This is a genomic window from Amycolatopsis anabasis (assembly GCF_009765355.1).
In the GTDB taxonomy this organism is placed as follows: Bacteria; Actinomycetota; Actinomycetes; order Mycobacteriales; family Pseudonocardiaceae; genus Amycolatopsis; species Amycolatopsis anabasis.
Genome location: NZ_VTHK01000019.1, coordinates 1 through 16,917, shown reverse-complemented (window position 1 = coordinate 16,917; position 16,917 = coordinate 1). Strand labels below are relative to the sequence as shown.

The window sequence follows — 16,917 nt, the reverse complement described above, 5'->3', positions numbered from 1 at the left end:
TCGCTAGTGGTTGGTGGTGGCGGTGGTGGCCGTGTGGCGAGTTGGGTTGGGTTTCAGGCACGCCTTCGGCGCGCCGTGGGAAACTGTCGCTCCAGAGGCTGGTTTGCGTCGTTGGTCACCAGCGACAGTTCCCCACGGAATGGGCACGTTTGGTTACGTTGGTTTCTGTGCCCGATTCACCCATTCGGGATGGGTGTTGATCTTCCGTTGTCGATAAAATGGGAGACGTGGAGATAAATACCAGGCTTGTGGAGTTGAAAGAGATTATTCAGTTGGAGGGGGAGGTGATTGCGCGGGCGCAGGCTCGGCAGTTGAGAGCTATTGCGGAATTGGACAACCTGCAAGGAAGATCCCGTGGGGTTCCTGTCGAAGTCGCTTGGATGTTGAAGTTGACTGAGCACAAGGCGGCGAGGAAGGTGGCGCTGGCGCGGACGCTCACCACGCGGCTGCCTGAGACCTTGAAGGCCATGGAGGGTGGGGTGATCGACGAGGAGAAAGCCGCCAAGATCGCCGAGCCGACGGGGTATTTGAGCGATGAGAAGGCCGGTGAGGTTGATGCCATCATGGCGACGCGGTTGCAGGGGAAGAATCCGTCCTCGCTGCGGAAGATGGTGAACTACTGGATCGCCAAGGTCGACAAGGCGGGGTACGAGGCGCGGTGCAAAGCCAGGCGGGCTGATCGGCAGCTTCAGTTGATTCACCAGGACCACGGTATGTGCACGTTGGTCGCGGATGTGCCGGTGGAAAAGGGCAGCGCGGCGTACCACAGCATCGATCGCGAAGCCCGGAAACGGAAGACCAAGGATGAATCGCGCACGTTGGGCCAGTTGCGAGCCGACATTCTGATCGAGCGCTGCCTCGGCACCAGCCACGGCGACCCGAAAGCCGACATCTTCGTGTATGTCGATCTGCAGACCTTGGCCGGATTGAACAGCGACCCCGCACAGTTGGCCGGATATGGACCGATCTCCGCTTCACTGGCCCGCGAGATCGCCCACGGCGCCAACTCCACCTGGCGGCGGATCGTCACCGACCCCATCACCGGCTTGCCCGCCGATGTCGGCCGTACCCGCTACCGGCCACCCGCAGCGCTGGACCGCTACATCCGCCTGCGTGACCGCGAATGCCGCGCACCCGGATGCAACCGGCCCGCCCAATGCGGCGACATCGACCACACCCAGGACTGGGCCAAGGGTGGAAACACCGACAAGAGCAACCTCGGCGGCTGGTGCGAACGACACCACTACCTGAAGGATCAGCCTGGATGGAGGTTCGACGCACAACCCGACGGCAGCATCACCATCACCACCCCCACCGGCGGCACTTACGCCAGCCAACCCGAACCACTCCACGAGCCGCGTGTTTAGACCGGCAGGGAGAAGACCTTTCGGGCGTTTCCGGCCAGGAAGAGTTCGGTCGCTTCCGCGTCGAGACCGAGGTCGTCCAGGCGCTTCAGGCAGTGGCCGGGAGTGATCATCGGGTAGTTCGAGCCGAACAGGACGCGGGAGCGGCCGCGGCCGCGCATGAAGTCGACGAGTTCGGGGGGTAGGCGGTGGACGGCGTAGGCGGAGGTGTCGAGGTAGAAGTTGGGGTACTTCGTGGCCAGCGAAAGGACCTCCGCCATCCACGGGTAGCCGACGTGGCCGCCGACCACCACGAGATCCGGGAAATCGAGGAGGACCTCGTCGAGATAGGGGATCGGGCGGCCGGGTTCCGAAGGGCAGAGGGGGCCGGTGTGTCCGATCTGGGTGCAGAACGGGACATCCTCCTCGACGCAGGCGACGTACACCGGGTAGTAGCGGCGGTCGTTGGGCGGGAGGTTCCACAACCACGGCACGACCCGGACGGCGACGAAACCGAGATCGCGGACGCAGCGGCGGATCTCGCGGACGGCGGCGACGGGGTTGGTGAGGTCGACCGTGGCGACACCGGCGAACCGATCGGGATGGGCTTCGACGAGTTCGGCGACCTCGTCGTTGGAGATCAGCGCGCCCTGCGGGGAATGCCAGGCGGACAGCAGGCCGAACCGGACACCGGCTTCGTCCATCGCGCCCAAGGTCTGGGCGACCAGGGGGACCGCGCGAGATTGATTGGTCCAGCGGAGCAGGGATTCCAGCCAGGGCGCAGCCATGAAGCGCTGGTTGGGGTGCTGCATCCAGACGTCGACGATCTCGGGCGGCATCGGTCCCTACCTCTCCGTCGGTGGCCCGGCGGGGCGCTCGAAGAACGTTTCCAGGGACAGAATGGCATGAGTTCCGGTCACGCCGTCGATCTCGAACAGCTTCTTGAGGACAACCTGGAGGTTCTCCGTGCTCGTCGTGCGGATCTTGACCAGGATGGAAGCGCTTCCCGCGACGACATGGGCTTCGCAGACCTCGGGGATCGCGGCCAGCGCGTCGGCCGTGGACCGCTCGCCCAGCCAGGCGTTCGACTCGATCAGGACGAACGCGAGGATGCCCAGACCCAGTGCCGACGGATCGACGTCGACGGTGGTGCTGCGGATGATGCCTCTTTCGCGGAGCTTGCGCACCCGTTCGTGCACGGCGCCCGCGGAAAGTCCCACCGCTTGGCCGAGTGTGGCGTAGGCCAGGGTCGCGTCCTGCTGCAGCAGCGCGAGCAGTCGCCGGTCGATGTCATCCACGTGGTGGATGCTAACGCCGCCGACGTGCTTTCGCTGTCAGCCGTCGGCGAGTTCGGACTCCGCTTTTTCAATGGCGGCGAATTCCTCCTCCGGCGCGGAAGCGACCAGGCGGTGGCGGCTGTAGAACCAGAAGTAGGCGAGCGCGGCGACGAAGATGGCGGCCGTGATCGCGGCGGCGACCTCGTCGACGAAGAAGGTGGCGATCACCGCGGCGACCGCCAGGACCAGGGCGATCCCGGTGGTCACCACGCCGCCGGGAGTCCGATAAGGACGGTCCAGGCCGGGTTCGCGAACGCGCAGCACGATATGGGACAGGTTCAGCAGCACGTACGACACCGTCGCGCCGAAGACCGCGATGTTGATCAGCAGGGCGCCGTCCTTCGTGGCCGTCGCCAGGACGAAACCTATGGTGCCGGGGACGATCAGGGCCAGGTACGGCGTCTTGCGCTTGCCGGTCCGGGACAGCCAGCGGGGCAGGTACCCGGCGCGGGACAGCGCGAACAGCTGGCGGGAGTAGGCGTAAATGATCGAGAAGAAGCTCGCGACCAGGCCCGCCAGGCCGACGTAGTTGACGATCTGGGCGAGCGCGTTGTCCCCGCCGTACGCCGCCCGGACCGCCTCCGGGAGCGGATTGCCCGAGGTCGCAATCGTTTTCGACCCCGCGCCGCCCGGGGCGACCAGCAGGATCAGGGCGGCGAACACGACCAGCGCGCCCATGGCGGCGATGATGCCGCGCGGCATGTCGCGCTTCGGATCGCGCGCCTCCTCGGCGGCCAGCGGCACGCCCTCCACGGCCAGGAAGAACCAGATGCCGTAGACCAGCGCGGCCAGCACCCCGGTGATGCCGAAGGGCAGGAAGGTGCTCGCCCCGGCGGCGTCCGTCGGGACGATGTCGAACAGCTTGTCGGCGGAGAACTTCGGGATCATCCCGGCGACGAACGCGATCAGCGCGATCACGGCGACCGCGGTGATCACGAACATGACCCGCAGCGCCTCGCCCACCCCCCGCAGGTGGATGCCGATGAAGATCAAGTAACACGCGAGGTACACCGGCCAGCTGTTGGTCAGCCCGAACAGGCCCAGGGTCTCCACGTACGAACCGATGAACGTCGCGATCGCCGCCGGCGCGATCGAGTACTCGATGAGGATCGCGACCCCGGTGGCGAACCCGCCGAGCGGGCCGAGCGCGCGCCGCGCGAAACCGTAGCCCGCGCCCGCCACCGGCAACGCCGACGACATCTCGGCCAGGCCGAACACCATGCAGCCGTACATCACCGCCATCAGCACGGTCGCGATCAGCAGCCCGCCCCAGCCACCCTTCTCCAGGCCGAAGTTCCAGCCCGCGAAGTCACCCGAGATCACGTACGAGACGCCGAGCCCGGCCAGCAGCAGCCAGCCCGCGGCGCCCCGGCGAAGTTGCCGATGTTCGAGATAATCGGCGTCGACCTTGCGGTACTCGACATTGCGCTCGGCCATCTGGACTCCAATGGGTTGTGGACAGTCCTTTGGGGTTGTCAAAGGGTCAGACAACGCGGTGTTGTTGTCAAGAGTTGACGAGTGCTCAATGGGTCTGATTTGATCCTTTAAACGGCGACTTGGGCGGAAGGCTGGTTCGCGATGGGAAGCAGGAGAGGCATGCTCACGCTGGACCGGCTGCGTGAGCTGGTCGAAGCGGGCAGCGTGGACACCGTGCTGGTCGCCATGACCGATATGCAGGGCCGGTTGCAGGGCAAGCGGTGTTCGGCCGAGTACTTCCTCAACGAGGTCGTGTCCCACGCGACCGAGGCGTGCAACTACCTGCTCGCCGTCGATGTCGACATGAACACCGTCGACGGCTACCGGATGTCGTCGTGGGAGCGGGGCTACGGCGACTTCGTGCTGCGGCCCGACCTCGGCACGCTGCGCGAGATCCCCTGGCACGAGGGCACCGCGCTGGTCCTCTGCGACGTCGAATGGGTGCAGGGTGGCGAGGTCCCGGCTTCGCCCCGGCAGGTCCTGCGGCGCCAGCTCGACCGGCTCGCCGAGCGCGGGCTGGCCGCGTTCGTCGGCACCGAACTGGAATTCATCGTCTTCGACGACAGCTACGAGCAGGCGTGGCAGCGGGGCTACCGGGACCTGACCCCGGCCAACCAGTACAACGTGGACTACTCGATGCTCGGCACCGCGCGGCTGGAACCGCTGCTGCGCCGGATCCGCAACGCGATGTCCGGCGCCGGGCTCTACGTCGAATCGGCGAAGGGCGAGTGCAATCCCGGGCAGCAGGAGATCGCCTTCCGCTATGCCGAGGCTCTGTCCACTTGCGACAACCACAGCATCTACAAGACCGGCGCCAAGGAGATCGCGGCGCAGGAAGGCAAGAGCCTCACGTTCATGGCCAAGTACAACGAACGTGAGGGGAACTCGTGTCACATCCACATCAGCCTGCGCTCGACCGAGGGGGACGCGGTGCTCGCGGGCGACCGGCCCGGCGGATTCTCCCCGCTGATGGAGCACTTCCTCGCCGGGCAACTGGCCGGGTTGCGCGAGCTGACCTACTTCTTCGCGCCGAACGTGAACTCCTACAAGCGGTTCGTCCCGGGTAGTTTCGCGCCGACCGCGGTCGCCTGGGGCACCGACAACCGGACCTGCGCGCTGCGCGTGGTCGGGCACGGTGACTCGCTGCGGGTGGAGAACCGGGTGCCCGGCGGGGACGTGAATCCCTACCTCGCGGTGGCCGCGCTGATCGCCGCCGGGCTGCACGGCATCGAGAACGAGCTGCCGCTGGAGCCCGAACTGGCCGGCAACGCGTACAACTCCGGCAAACCGACGGTCCCGACGACCCTGCGGGACGCGACCGCGGCGCTGGCCGAGAGCAAGCTGGCCCGCCAGGCCTTCGGCGACGAGGTCGTCGAGCACTACCTGAACGCAGCGCGGGTCGAACTGGCCGCCTTCGACGCCGCCGTGACCGATTGGGAGCGCATCCGTGGCTTCGAACGTCTCTAAGCCCCTGATCGGGCTCACCGCCTACGCCGAACCGGCGACGTTCGGGGTGTGGGACACCGAGGCGATCCTGTTGCACCGGGTCTACACCGACTGCGTGGTCCACGCGGGGGGAGTACCGGTGCTGCTGCCCCCGGTGACCGACGCCTACGCCGAGCTGGTGTCCGCTGTGGACGGTCTGGTGCTGGTCGGCGGGGCGGATATCGAGCCGTCCCGGTACGGCCAGGAACCGCACGAGACGACCTACACCCGGCCCGAGCGGGACGTCTTCGAATTCGCCCTGCTCGACGCCGCGATCAACGCGGGAATCCCGGTGCTCGGGGTGTGCCGCGGGATGGAGGTGCTCAACGTGGCCCGCGGCGGCACGCTCACCCAGCACCTGCCCGAGGTCAGCGGCAGCGTCGACCACCAGCCCGCCCGGGCGGTGTACGGCACCAGCACGATCACGCTGGCCGCGGGCACGCGCGCCGCCGCGATCCTCGGCGCGGAGACCAAGGGCCGGTGTTACCACCACCAGGCCGTCGACCGGATCGGCGACGGGCTGGTCGCCTCCGGCTGGGCGCGGGACGGCACGATCGAGGCGCTCGAGCTGCCCGGCGAGCCGTTCGTGCTCGGGGTGCAATGGCATCCGGAACAGGACAGTGACGACGTACGGCTCTTCGCGGCCCTGGTCGAGGCCGCGAAGGAGAAGGGCAGCACATGAGCAGCACGTTCGACGTGATCAACCCGGCGACCGAGGAGGTGGTGCGCTCGGTCGCGCTCACCTCGGCCGAGGAGACCGACGCCGCGATCGCGCGAGCCCAGGCGGCGCTGCCCGCCTGGCGCGCGGTGGCGCCCGGGGACCGGGCCCGGCTGCTGCGCCGGTTCGCCGATGCCGTGGACGCCGATCTGGAGAACCTGGCGCGGCTGGAGGTCACCAACTCCGGGCACACCATCGGCAACGCCCGCTGGGAGGCGGGCAACGTCCGGGACGTGCTGCACTACTACTCGGCGGCGCCGGAGCGCCTGCTGGGCAAGCAGATCCCGGTGCCCGGCGGGGTGAACGTCACCTTCGCCGAACCGCTCGGCGTGGTCGGCGTGATCGTGCCGTGGAACTTCCCGATGCCGATCGCCGGTTGGGGTTTCGCGCCCGCGCTGGCCGCCGGGAACACGGTGGTGCTGAAACCGGCCGAGCTGACCCCGCTCACCGCGCTGCGGCTCGCCGAACTCGCCCGCGAGGCCGGGATTCCCGAGGACGTCTTCCAGGTGCTGCCCGGCAAGGGGTCCGTGGTCGGGCAGCGGTTCGTCGAGCACGCGGGCGTGCGCAAGGTGGTGTTCACCGGTTCCACCGAGGTCGGCAAGCAGATCATGGCCGGATGCGCGGCCCGGGTGAAGCGGGTGACCCTCGAACTGGGCGGCAAGAACGCGAACATCGTGTTCGCCGACGCCGACCTGGCGAAGGCCGCCGCCACCGCGCCGTACGGCGTGTTCGACAACGCGGGCCAGGACTGCTGCGCCCGGTCGCGGATCCTGGTGCAGGCCAGCGTCTACGAGAAGTTCCTGGAACTGCTCGAACCCGCGGTCAAGGGCGTGGTCGTCGGTGACCCGGGCGCCGAGGCCACCGAGATGGGCCCGCTGATCTCCGCGCAGCACCTCGAAAAAGTCGCCTCCTACTTGGCTCCCGACACACCAGTGGCCTTCCGGGGGAGTGCGCCGGAAGGCCCCGGGTTCTGGTTCCCGCCGACCGTGGTGCTGCCGAAGTCCCCGGCCGATCCGCTGGTCACCGAAGAGATCTTCGGCCCGGTGGTGGCCGTCCAGCCGTTCGAGACCGAGGCGGACGCGATCGCGCAGGCCAACGACACCGAGTACGGGCTGTCCGGCTCGATCTGGACCTCGGACGTGGGCCGCGCGCTGCGGGTCTCCCGCGGGGTCGAGGCGGGCAACCTGTCGGTCAACTCGCACTCCTCGGTGCGTTACTGGACCCCGTTCGGCGGGTTCAAGCAGTCCGGCCTCGGCCGGGAACTCGGCCCGGACGCGGTCGAGGCCTTCACCGAAACCAAGAACGTTTTCATCAGCACGGAGGAATGAGCAATGGCGGAACGTTTGACCGGCCGGGTCGCGGTGATCACCGGCGGCGGCAGCGGAATCGGGCTGGCCTCGGCGCGCAGGCTCGCGAGCGAGGGCGCCAAGGTCGTCGTCGCGGACGTCGACCCCGACGCGGGCAAGGCCGCGGCCGACGAGGTGGGCGGCGAGTTCGTGGCGACCGACGTGACCAGCGAGACCGAGGTCGAAGCGCTGTTCCAGACCGCGGCCGACCGGTTCGGCTCGGTCGACATCGCCTTCAACAACGCCGGGATCTCCCCGCCGGAGGACGACTCGATCCTCACCACCGGGATCGAGGCGTGGCAGAAGGTGCAGCAGGTCAACCTGACCTCGGTCTACCTGTGCTGCAAGTACGCGATCCCGCACATGCGGCGGCAGGGCAAGGGGTCGATCATCAACACCGCGTCGTTCGTCGCGGTCATGGGTGCGGCGACCTCGCAGATCTCCTACACCGCGTCCAAGGGCGGTGTGCTGTCGATGAGCCGCGAACTCGGCGTGCAGTTCGCCCGGGAGGGCATCCGGGTCAACGCGCTGTGCCCGGGGCCGGTGAACACCCCGCTGCTCAAGGAGCTGTTCGCCAAGGATCCGGAGCGGGCGGCGCGCCGGTTGGTGCACGTGCCGATGGGCCGGTTCGCCGAGCCGGAGGAAATCGCGGCCGCGGTCGCCTTCCTGGCCAGCGACGATTCCTCGTTCATGACGGCTTCGCAGTTCCTGGTGGACGGCGGCATTTCCGGCGCCTACGTGACACCCCTCTAGGCCGTGCTTCAGAGGTGGGGTGGTGTCGTTCTCACCCTGGCTCACGGTGGGCCTTTTCGATAGCGGGCATGATCGTGCCGGGGTCGCGCCGGCATCGGGAAATGCCGTCTCGGCCCCGACACGGTCATCAACCAGGACAGGGGCTGCCTCTCGTCTCCGATGCCTCGTGCGGTAAGGGCACGGGGCGCGGGTAGAAAGCCGTTTCACCCCTCACCGAGGTGTCACGGGAGAATGACTTTGAGGAATTTGGCAGTGTCGTCGACGACATCCTCGCCCGCTTCGGTGACGGTGTCACCGGTGTCCTCGATCGTGTCGCCCGTTGCCTTCGCTCCCGCGGCCACGGCGTCACCAAAAACCATCGCAATCGGGAGCGGCGAGGCCGCAACGACGTCCCCGGCGAGTTCCCCGCCTTCCTCGGTCGCTTCCGCCGCTGTGTCGGTCGTATCGTTGGCGGCCTCGAGCAGGGTATCCGCGTTGTCGACCACGAAGTCGATCGCCGGGTCGGTGGTTTGCGCGTTGGCGACCCCGCTACCTATCCCGACGAGGCCGAAGGTCAGCAGTGCTGTCGCGAGGCAGCGTTTGGTTGATTTCCGCATGATGTTTCACCACATTCTCTTTGTGGACGGACCGCCCCGTGTCGGCACCACGCCAAGGGGCGAAAACAGTGATTTTTGGGCGCGACCATCCCCGAACACTATTCGCTCGAAGGAGAAACAATTACGCCAGGATGATTGTTTGTTCTTCACCTCTGGCGAGACCGTTCAACACTACGCACCGACAGCGAACCGGATGGCTCTGCCCGCCACACTTCATCAGAACTGTGTCATCGCCCCGTTCGCCAGGAGACGGAAGGGGGCAACGGCAGTGAGTTCGCGTGACTGAAACATTGGGTAAACGGGGCCGGGCCTGCTCGCCGCGCTCGGGGCGCCGGGTCCGACACCGCGACATCACCTCCCCCTCTGTCTCGCGGCGTGTCCCGCCGCTGACCTGGAGTCTCCTTTGTGTTGCAGGTCACATTACACCCTGTAGGGCAAATAACCCAGAGTAATAGCCCATTTTTCGCAACGAGGGTTATGCCAACCAGCCGCCCGCCGGTTCTCCGGACGGCTGGACCTGGCAGGACGCCCCGGACACCGTGGCCTCCAGTGTGACCGGGGATCTGGACGTGCGGGTCGAGGCAGCGCTGGACTACTGGTCCGGGGGTGCGCTGACCGGGAAAAGGAACCCCACCTCACCGCGGTTGTCGTGGCTTTGAAACACGGCCTGGGTGCGGGGTTTCGCCTGAACGGGCGGAATCGTCGGAAAGCCTCGCTCGTCCCGGTGACTGGGATTGCGGTGACAGATTCACCGGGGTAGGCCGAGGTTGGGCAATCCCGCCCAAAACGCCGATTCAAGGAGGCCACCATGACCCGTCAGATGAGCGCCCAGATGCAGCAGTGCATCGATATGTGCAACCAGTGCCACAACATGTGCGAGCGCATGATGTCGTACTGCATGGAAATGGGCGGGGATCAGATGGTCCGCATGGGCATGATGATGATTTCCTGTGCGGATATGTGTCGGATGTGCGCGGATATGATGATGCGCTGTTCGAGCATGAAGGCCGACCGGGAAATGCTGGCGATGTGCGCGCGGATGTGCGAGATGTGCGCCGACATGTGCATGAAGTGCGCCGAGATGGCCCGGGCGATGAACGATCCGGGGCTGGACGAGGCCGCCGACATGATGATGCGCTGCGCCGAGGCGTGCCGCGCGATGACCCCGGAAGCGATGATGCAGTCGGCCTGACGCACCCGGAACCGGTCCGTTCCCCGCGCCAGGGGAACGGACCGGTTCCGGTCAGGCGCTGAAACCGAACGAGGCGACGAACACGAAGTTCGCCGACTGGTTGGACAGTTTGGTCACCACGAAATCGTCGTACAGTCCCGGCGGCACCTCGGTGTCCACGCGCACCCGGACGCTCACGAATATCGGCGAGGTGAGCCCGCCGAGATCGAGGGGGATCTCCTTCCGGTTGTTGTCCGCACTGGTCAGCCTGGCCGTGGCGAGCACTTGCTCGTCGGCGTGGAAAGGATCGGCGGGATCCGGTACGTAGGCGGTCACCGTGATCAGATGACCCGGGTATCCGGTGAAGGTCTGCACGTCCTGGGTCCGCAGGACCAGGGTCGTGCTGTCCGGCCCCGCGGGATCGGTTTTGCGCAGGGTGAGCGGGAGCTCGAGCGCTATTCCCGGGTAATCGGCGTCGCCGTACACCCCGGGCTCGTCGCCCAGGTGAATCCGGCCCTGCCAGACGAGTTCCGGTTGGGTGCTCAGCATGATCAATACCCCCAAGTATTTTCGAACCGCTGAAAGGAATCGAGCCTACTGAGTTTCGTGATCGCGAAGACGCGCGAAGCACTGGGAATGCCCCTACAATCGTCTTTCGTGCATGGAAGTGCGTTCCGCGCCGCCCGATCGGGCAGGCCGGGCCGCGGTGTCGATCACGGGCAGGGGGCTCCCGGTGGACGGCGGCCCCCTCCGGCACGTACGGTACCCCCAGTACAACTGCATATCGGGCCGCATGAGCCGGAGCGGGAGAGCCCTCGTCATCGAACGAGGCACCGAAGGAGCAAACTCCCCGCCAATCTCTCAGGTACAGCTACCGCTTCAGGCGAGGCCACTCTGGAAAGCAGGTGCACCCGCACCTCACCCAAGGTGAAAGCCGTCGTGGGCGACGGCGAAACTCTCAGGTGCCATGACAGAGGGGGAGTTCCCCAGTACGGACGGTATTCCGTCCCGTACGCGAGAAGAGGAGCTCCCAGTGTCATCCTTCGCATCTCGCCACATCGGACCGGCGGAGTCCGAACAGGCCAAGATGCTGGCCGAATGCGGCTACGGCAGCCTCGACGCGCTGGCCGAGGCCGCGGTCCCGGCCGGGATCCGGCTCGCCGCCGACCTGGACCTGCCGCCCGCCGCGGCCGAGCAGGAGGCGACCGCCGAGCTGCGCAAGCTCGCCGCCCGCAACCGGCCGATGACGCAGATGATCGGACTCGGCTTCCACGACACGCTCACCCCGCCGGTGATCCGCCGCAACGTGCTGGAGAACCCCGCCTGGTACACCGCGTACACCCCGTACCAGCCGGAGATCTCGCAGGGCCGCCTGGAAGCCCTGCTCAACTTCCAGACCATGGTCGCCGACCTCACCGGCCTGACCACGGCCAACGCCTCGCTGCTCGACGAGTCGACCGCGGTCGCCGAGGCGGTGCTGCTGATGCGCCGGGCGTCGAAGGCCAAGTCGAACCGGGTCGTGCTGGACGCCGAATGCCTGCCGCAGACCATCGCCGTGGTCCGCACCCGGGCCGAGGCGGTCGGCATCGAGGTCGACGTCCGGGACCTCGGAGACGGCCTGCCCGAGGACTTCTTCGGCGTGGTCGCGCAGTACCCCGGCGCCTCCGGCGTGCTCCGCGAACCCGCCTTCTACCAGGAGATCGGCGCCGCCGCGAAGGCCGCGGGCGCGCTGTTCGCGATGGCCGCCGATCTGCTCGCGCTCACCCTGATCACCGCGCCCGGCGAGTTCGGCGCGGACCTCGCCGCGGGCACCACCCAGCGCTTCGGCGTCCCGCTCGGCTACGGCGGCCCGCACGCCGGGTACCTCGCGGTCCGCGCCGGGCTGGAGCGTTCGCTGCCCGGGCGCCTGGTCGGGGTGTCGGTGGACGCCGACGGCGCCCCCGCCTACCGGCTCGCACTGCAGACCCGGGAGCAGCACATCCGCCGAGAGAAGGCCACCAGCAACATCTGCACCGCGCAGGTGCTGCCCGCGGTCCTCGCCGCGATGTACGCCGTCTACCACGGCCCGGACGGCCTGGCCGACATCGCGCGGCGGGTGCACGGCCACGCGATCTCGCTCGCCGACGCGCTTCGCGCCGGGGGCGTGGACGTCGTGCACGAACGCTTCTTCGACACCGTGCTGGCCCGGGTCCCCGGCCGCGCCCAGCGGGTGCTCGCCGACGCGCGGCGGTTCGGCATCAATCTCGGCGCGGTGGACGACGACCACGTGCGGATCGCCTGCGACGAGGTCACCACGCCGGACACCCTGCGTCGCGTGCTGCTGGCCTTCGAACTGGAGGCGCATGCCGAGGCGACCGACGAAACCCGGTTGCCCGCGGGGCTCGCGCGGCAGAGCGGGTACCTCACGCACGAGGTGTTCTCCGCGCACCGCTCGGAAACCGCGATGCTGCGCTACCTGCGGCACCTGTCCGATCTGGACTACGCGCTGGACCGGGGCATGATCCCGCTCGGCTCGTGCACCATGAAGCTCAACGCCACCACCGAGATGGAGCCGATCAGCTGGGCGGAGTTCGCGGGCCTGCACCCGTTCGCCCCGGCCGAGGACGCCGCCGGGTACCGGGAACTGGTCGACCAGCTCACCGGCTGGCTCGCCGAGGTCACCGGCTACGACACGGTGTCCCTGCAGCCCAACGCGGGCAGCCAGGGCGAGCTGGCCGGGCTGCTGGCCATCCGCGCCTACCACCGCGCGAACGGGCAGCCCGAACGCGACGTCTGCCTCATCCCGTCCTCGGCGCACGGCACGAACGCCGCCTCCGCGGTGCTCGCCGGGATGCGCGTGGTCGTGGTCGCCTGCAACGACTCCGGCGACATCGACCTGGACGATCTGCGGGCCAAGGCGGACCAGCACCGGGACACGCTGTCCGCGATCATGGTCACCTACCCGTCCACACACGGGGTCTACGAGGAGGGCATCGGCGAGCTGGCCCGGATCGTGCACGACGCCGGTGGCCAGGTGTACGTCGACGGCGCGAACCTGAACGCGCTGCTCGGGCTGGCCAAACCCGGCGAGTTCGGCGGCGACGTGTCGCATCTGAACCTGCACAAGACGTTCTGCATCCCGCACGGCGGCGGCGGGCCGGGCGTCGGCCCGGTCGCGGTGCGCTCGCACCTCGCGCCCTACCTGCCGAACCACCCGCTGCTCCCGGGCGCCGGCCCGGCCTCCGGGGTCGGCCCGATCGCGGCCGCGCCGTTCGGTTCCGCGTCGATCCTGCCGATCTCCTGGGCGTATGTCCGGATGATGGGGGCGGCCGGGCTGACCGAGGCGACCAAGGTCGCGGTGCTCGCCGCCAACTACGTGGCCGCCCGCCTCGGCCCGCACTACCCGGTGCTCTACACCGGGCGGAACGGGCTCGTCGCGCACGAATGCATCCTCGACCTGCGCGGGCTCACCAAGGAGACCGGCGTGACCGTCGAAGACGTGGCGAAACGCCTGGTGGACTACGGTTTCCACGCGCCGACCATGTCGTTCCCGGTGGCCGGGACGCTGATGGTGGAGCCGACCGAGAGCGAGGACCTCGGCGAGATCGACCGGTTCTGCGACGCGATGATCGCGATCCGGCAGGAGATCGCCGAGGTCGCCGAGGGCCGGTGGCCGGTCGAGAACAGCCCGCTGCGGGGCGCCCCGCACACCGCGGAGCTGCTCGCCGGGGACTGGGACCTGCCGTATGACCGCAAGCTCGCGGTCTACCCGGCCGGGGTCTCGCCGAAGGCCAAGTACTGGCCGCCGGTGCGCCGGATCGACGGCGCGCGCGGCGACCGGAATCTCGTGTGCACCTGTCCGCCGCTGAACGCCTACGAAAGCTGAGGCTATGTCGAAGCAATCCCCCTTGCACGAGGTGCACACCGAACTCGGTGCGCTGTTCACCGATTTCGCCGGGTGGTCCATGCCGGTGCGGTATTCCAGCGAACTCGCCGAGCACAAGGCCGTCCGCGAGGCCGCCGGGCTGTTCGACCTGTCGCACATGGCCGAGATCGAGGTGACCGGATCGGAGGCCGCGCTCGCCCTGGACCACGCGCTGGTCGGCAACCTGTCCAAGCTCAAGGCCGGCCGCGCGCGGTACACCATGCTGTGCCACAGCTCCGGCGGTGTCCTCGACGACCTGGTCGTCTACCGGCTGGCCGAGGAGAAGTTCCTGGTGGTCGCGAACGCCGGGAACGCCGCCGTGGTCGCGGTCGAGCTGCGCGACCGCGCGGACGGGTTCACCGCCGAGGTGACCGACCGGTCGGCGGAGTTCGCGCTGATCGCCGTGCAGGGCCCGAAATCGGCGGAGATCGTCGGTTCGGTGACCGACGCGGACCTGACCGAGCTGAAGTACTACGCGAGCGTGCCCGCGATCGTGAAGGGCCACCACGTGCTGCTCGCCCGCACCGGCTACACCGGCGAGGACGGGTTCGAGCTGTACGTCCCGGCCGCCGAGGCCGCCGAGGTGTGGGCGGTGCTGACCGAGGCCGGGCAGCCGCACGGCCTGGTGCCCGCCGGACTCGCCTGCCGGGACACCCTGCGCCTCGAAGCCGGAATGCCGTTGTACGGCAACGAGTTGAGCGTCAAGCTGACCCCGTTCGAGGCGAACCTGGGCCGGGTGGTCAAGTTCGACAAGCTCGGCGATTTCGTCGGCAAGGCGGCGCTCGCCGGGCACCGCGACGCCGAGCGCGAGCGGGTGCTGGTGGGCCTGAAGGGCACCGGCCGCCGCGCGCCCCGGCACGGGTACAAGGTGCTGCACTCCGGCGCCGAGGTCGGCGAGATCACCAGCGGCGCGCTGTCGCCGACGCTGGGTTACCCGATCGCGATGGCCTACGTGCCGCCCGCGCTGAGCGAACCCGGAACCACCCTGTCCGTGGACATCCGCGGCCGCGTCGAACAGGTCGAAGTCGTCGCCCTGCCCTTCTACAAGCGTTCGAACCAAAGGACTCCCGCGAAATGAGCATTCCCGAGAACCTCAGCTACACCAAGGAACACGAGTGGATTTCGGTCGAGGACGGGGTGGCCACGGTCGGCATCACCGCGTTCGCCGCCGAATCGCTCGGTGACATCGTGTTCGTGCAGCTCCCCGAGGTCGGGTCGACGATCACCGCGGGTGAGGTGTGCGGCGAGATCGAATCGACCAAATCGGTCAGTGAACTGTTCGCCCCGGCCACCGGCGAGGTCACCGCGGTCAACGAGTCCGCTGTGGACGGTCCCGAGGTGATCAACAACGATCCGTTCGAGCAGGGCTGGCTGTTCAAGGTGCGCACCGAATCGCTGCCCGAGCTGCTCGACGCCACCGCGTACCGAGCGCTGACCGAGGAGGGCTGAGCATGAGCACGTTCGCCGCTTCGCTGTCCACTGTGGACCCCGAGGTCGCCGCCGCGGTCGCCGCGGAACTGGACCGCCAGCAGAGCACCCTGGAGATGATCGCCTCGGAGAACTTCGCGCCGGTCGGTGTGCTCGAGGCGCAGGGTTCGGTGCTGACCAACAAGTACGCCGAGGGTTATCCCGGCCGCCGCTACTATGGCGGCTGCGAGCACGTCGACGTCGTCGAGCAGCTCGCGATCGACCGGGCCAAGGAGCTCTTCGGCGCCGAGCACGCCAACGTCCAGCCGCATTCCGGCGCGCAGGCGAACGCCGCCGCGATGTTCGCGCTGCTGCAGCCGGGGGACACGATCCTCGGCCTGGACCTCGCGCACGGCGGGCATCTGACGCACGGGATGAAGATCAACTTCTCCGGCAAGCTCTACAACGTGGTCGCCTACCATGTCGACAAGGAGACCGGGCTGGTCGACATGGCCGAGGTCGAGCGGCTCGCGGCCGAACACAAGCCGAAGCTGATCGTGGCGGGCTGGTCGGCGTACCCGCGGCGGCTCGACTTCGCCGAGTTCCGGCGGATCGCGGATGCGGTGGACGCCAAGCTCATGGTCGACATGGCGCATTTCGCCGGGCTGGTGGCGGCCGGTCTGCACCCGAGCCCGGTGCCGCACGCCGATGTGGTGACCACGACGACCCACAAGACGCTCGGCGGCCCGCGCGGCGGGATCATCCTGTGCAAGTCCGAGCTCGCGAAGAAGATCAACTCGGCGGTGTTCCCGGGGCAGCAGGGCGGGCCGTTGGAGCACGTCATCGCGGCCAAGGCGGTCGCGCTGAAGATCGCGGCGAGCGAGGAGTTCCGGGAGCGGCAGCAGCGCGTGCTGGACGGCGCGAAGGCCCTGGCCGCGCGGCTCTCGCATCCCGACTGCGTGTCCGCCGGGGTGCGCGTGCTGACCGGCGGCACCGACGTGCACCTGGTGCTCGTCGATCTGGTCGAGTCCGCTTTGGACGGTAAGCAGGCCGAGGACCGGCTGCACTCGGTGGGGATCACGGTGAACCGCAACGCGGTGCCGTTCGACCCGCGCCCGCCGATGATCACCTCCGGCCTGCGCATCGGCACCCCGGCGCTGGCCACCCGCGGGTTCGGCGCCGACGATTTCGCCGAGGTCGCCGACATCATCGCCGCGACGCTGCGTCCCGATTTCGACGCGGACACCGAGCAGGAGCTGCGGGCCCGCGTCGAGTTGCTCGCCAAACGGCACCCGTTGTACGGGGAGTTGCAGACATGACGATTGTCCCGGAGGGTCGGAAGTTGTTGCGGCTTGAGGTTCGCAACAGTCAGACGCCGATC

The 16,917-nt window shown here is 68.2% G+C and carries 15 protein-coding genes and 1 riboswitch; of the genes, 10 read left to right on the top strand and 5 right to left on the bottom strand.

Annotation, left to right across the window (positions count from 1 at the left end):
* Positions 1-218: 218 nt before the first annotated feature.
* The gene (locus FXO23_RS24255; RefSeq protein ID WP_158887722.1) at positions 219-1,367 is read left to right on the top strand and encodes an HNH endonuclease; all 1,149 of its coding nucleotides are present in this window, start codon (positions 219-221) and stop codon (positions 1,365-1,367) included.
* Here FXO23_RS24255 and FXO23_RS24250 read toward each other — a convergent pair.
* The 3 genes from FXO23_RS24250 to eat are packed head-to-tail and all read right to left on the bottom strand — an operon-like array spanning position 1,364 to position 4,117.
* A complete protein-coding gene (locus tag FXO23_RS24250) occupies positions 1,364-2,182 on the bottom strand; it encodes an amidohydrolase family protein (RefSeq protein WP_158887721.1) in 819 nt (272 codons plus the stop codon). The two genes, FXO23_RS24255 and FXO23_RS24250, sit on opposite strands and share 4 nt — an antisense overlap.
* 6 nt (positions 2,183-2,188) lie before the next feature.
* Entirely contained in the window at positions 2,189-2,641 is a 453-nt protein-coding gene (locus FXO23_RS24245) for an Lrp/AsnC family transcriptional regulator (protein WP_158887720.1), read from the bottom strand.
* 36 nt (positions 2,642-2,677) lie between these two features.
* Entirely contained in the window at positions 2,678-4,117 is a 1,440-nt protein-coding gene (eat, locus tag FXO23_RS24240; protein WP_158887719.1) for an ethanolamine permease, read from the bottom strand.
* 159 nt (positions 4,118-4,276) lie between these two features.
* On the opposite strand from eat, the gene FXO23_RS24235 reads away from it, so the two are divergent.
* Genes FXO23_RS24235 through FXO23_RS24220 form a run of 4 tightly spaced genes read left to right on the top strand, consistent with a single transcriptional unit; the run spans position 4,277 to position 8,458 of the window.
* Positions 4,277-5,623: a glutamine synthetase family protein gene (locus FXO23_RS24235; protein WP_158887718.1), complete on the top strand. Its 1,347-nt coding sequence runs from the start codon at positions 4,277-4,279 to the stop codon at positions 5,621-5,623.
* The gene (locus tag FXO23_RS24230) at positions 5,604-6,323 is read left to right on the top strand and encodes a gamma-glutamyl-gamma-aminobutyrate hydrolase family protein (protein WP_158887717.1); all 720 of its coding nucleotides are present in this window, start codon (positions 5,604-5,606) and stop codon (positions 6,321-6,323) included. The genes FXO23_RS24235 and FXO23_RS24230 overlap by 20 nt, the downstream gene beginning before the upstream one ends.
* On the top strand, positions 6,320-7,687 hold the full coding sequence (locus FXO23_RS24225; protein WP_158887716.1) for an aldehyde dehydrogenase family protein: 1,368 nt from the start codon (positions 6,320-6,322) through the stop codon (positions 7,685-7,687). The genes FXO23_RS24230 and FXO23_RS24225 overlap by 4 nt, the downstream gene beginning before the upstream one ends.
* 3 nt (positions 7,688-7,690) lie before the next feature.
* Positions 7,691-8,458 (top strand): 3-oxoacyl-ACP reductase, encoded by a 768-nt coding sequence (locus tag FXO23_RS24220; RefSeq protein WP_158887715.1) that lies wholly within the window; start codon positions 7,691-7,693, stop codon positions 8,456-8,458.
* A gap of 221 nt (positions 8,459-8,679) precedes the next feature.
* Here FXO23_RS24220 and FXO23_RS24215 read toward each other — a convergent pair whose 3' ends face one another.
* Entirely contained in the window at positions 8,680-9,054 is a 375-nt protein-coding gene (locus FXO23_RS24215) for a prefoldin domain-containing protein (RefSeq protein ID WP_158887714.1), read from the bottom strand.
* A gap of 808 nt (positions 9,055-9,862) precedes the next feature.
* Between FXO23_RS24215 and FXO23_RS24210 the strand changes: the two genes are divergently transcribed.
* Complete coding sequence (locus FXO23_RS24210; protein ID WP_158887713.1) at positions 9,863-10,246, top strand: four-helix bundle copper-binding protein; 384 nt, start codon at positions 9,863-9,865, stop codon at positions 10,244-10,246.
* Between the two features lie 51 nt (positions 10,247-10,297).
* Here the strand turns inward: FXO23_RS24210 and FXO23_RS24205 are convergent, their stop codons facing one another.
* Complete coding sequence (locus FXO23_RS24205) at positions 10,298-10,774, bottom strand: hypothetical protein (RefSeq protein ID WP_158887712.1); 477 nt, start codon at positions 10,772-10,774, stop codon at positions 10,298-10,300.
* 245 nt (positions 10,775-11,019) lie between these two features.
* Positions 11,020-11,112: riboswitch (glycine riboswitch) on the top strand.
* 80 nt (positions 11,113-11,192) lie between these two features.
* On the opposite strand from FXO23_RS24205, the gene gcvP reads away from it, so the two are divergent.
* From gcvP to glyA, 4 genes are read left to right on the top strand one after another with little or no spacing between them, the layout of a single operon-like run.
* A complete protein-coding gene (gcvP, locus tag FXO23_RS24200) occupies positions 11,193-14,090 on the top strand; it encodes an aminomethyl-transferring glycine dehydrogenase (RefSeq protein WP_158887711.1) in 2,898 nt (965 codons plus the stop codon).
* A gap of 4 nt (positions 14,091-14,094) precedes the next feature.
* Positions 14,095-15,207 carry a glycine cleavage system aminomethyltransferase GcvT gene (gcvT, locus tag FXO23_RS24195; RefSeq protein WP_158887710.1) on the top strand — a complete coding sequence of 371 codons (1,113 nt, stop codon included), beginning with the start codon at positions 14,095-14,097 and terminating at the stop codon, positions 15,205-15,207.
* A complete protein-coding gene (gene gcvH, locus FXO23_RS24190; protein ID WP_158887709.1) occupies positions 15,204-15,578 on the top strand; it encodes a glycine cleavage system protein GcvH in 375 nt (124 codons plus the stop codon). The genes gcvT and gcvH overlap by 4 nt, the downstream gene beginning before the upstream one ends.
* A gap of 2 nt (positions 15,579-15,580) precedes the next feature.
* Entirely contained in the window at positions 15,581-16,855 is a 1,275-nt protein-coding gene (glyA, locus tag FXO23_RS24185) for a serine hydroxymethyltransferase (RefSeq protein WP_158887708.1), read from the top strand.
* The last annotated feature ends 62 nt before the right edge of the window (positions 16,856-16,917 follow it).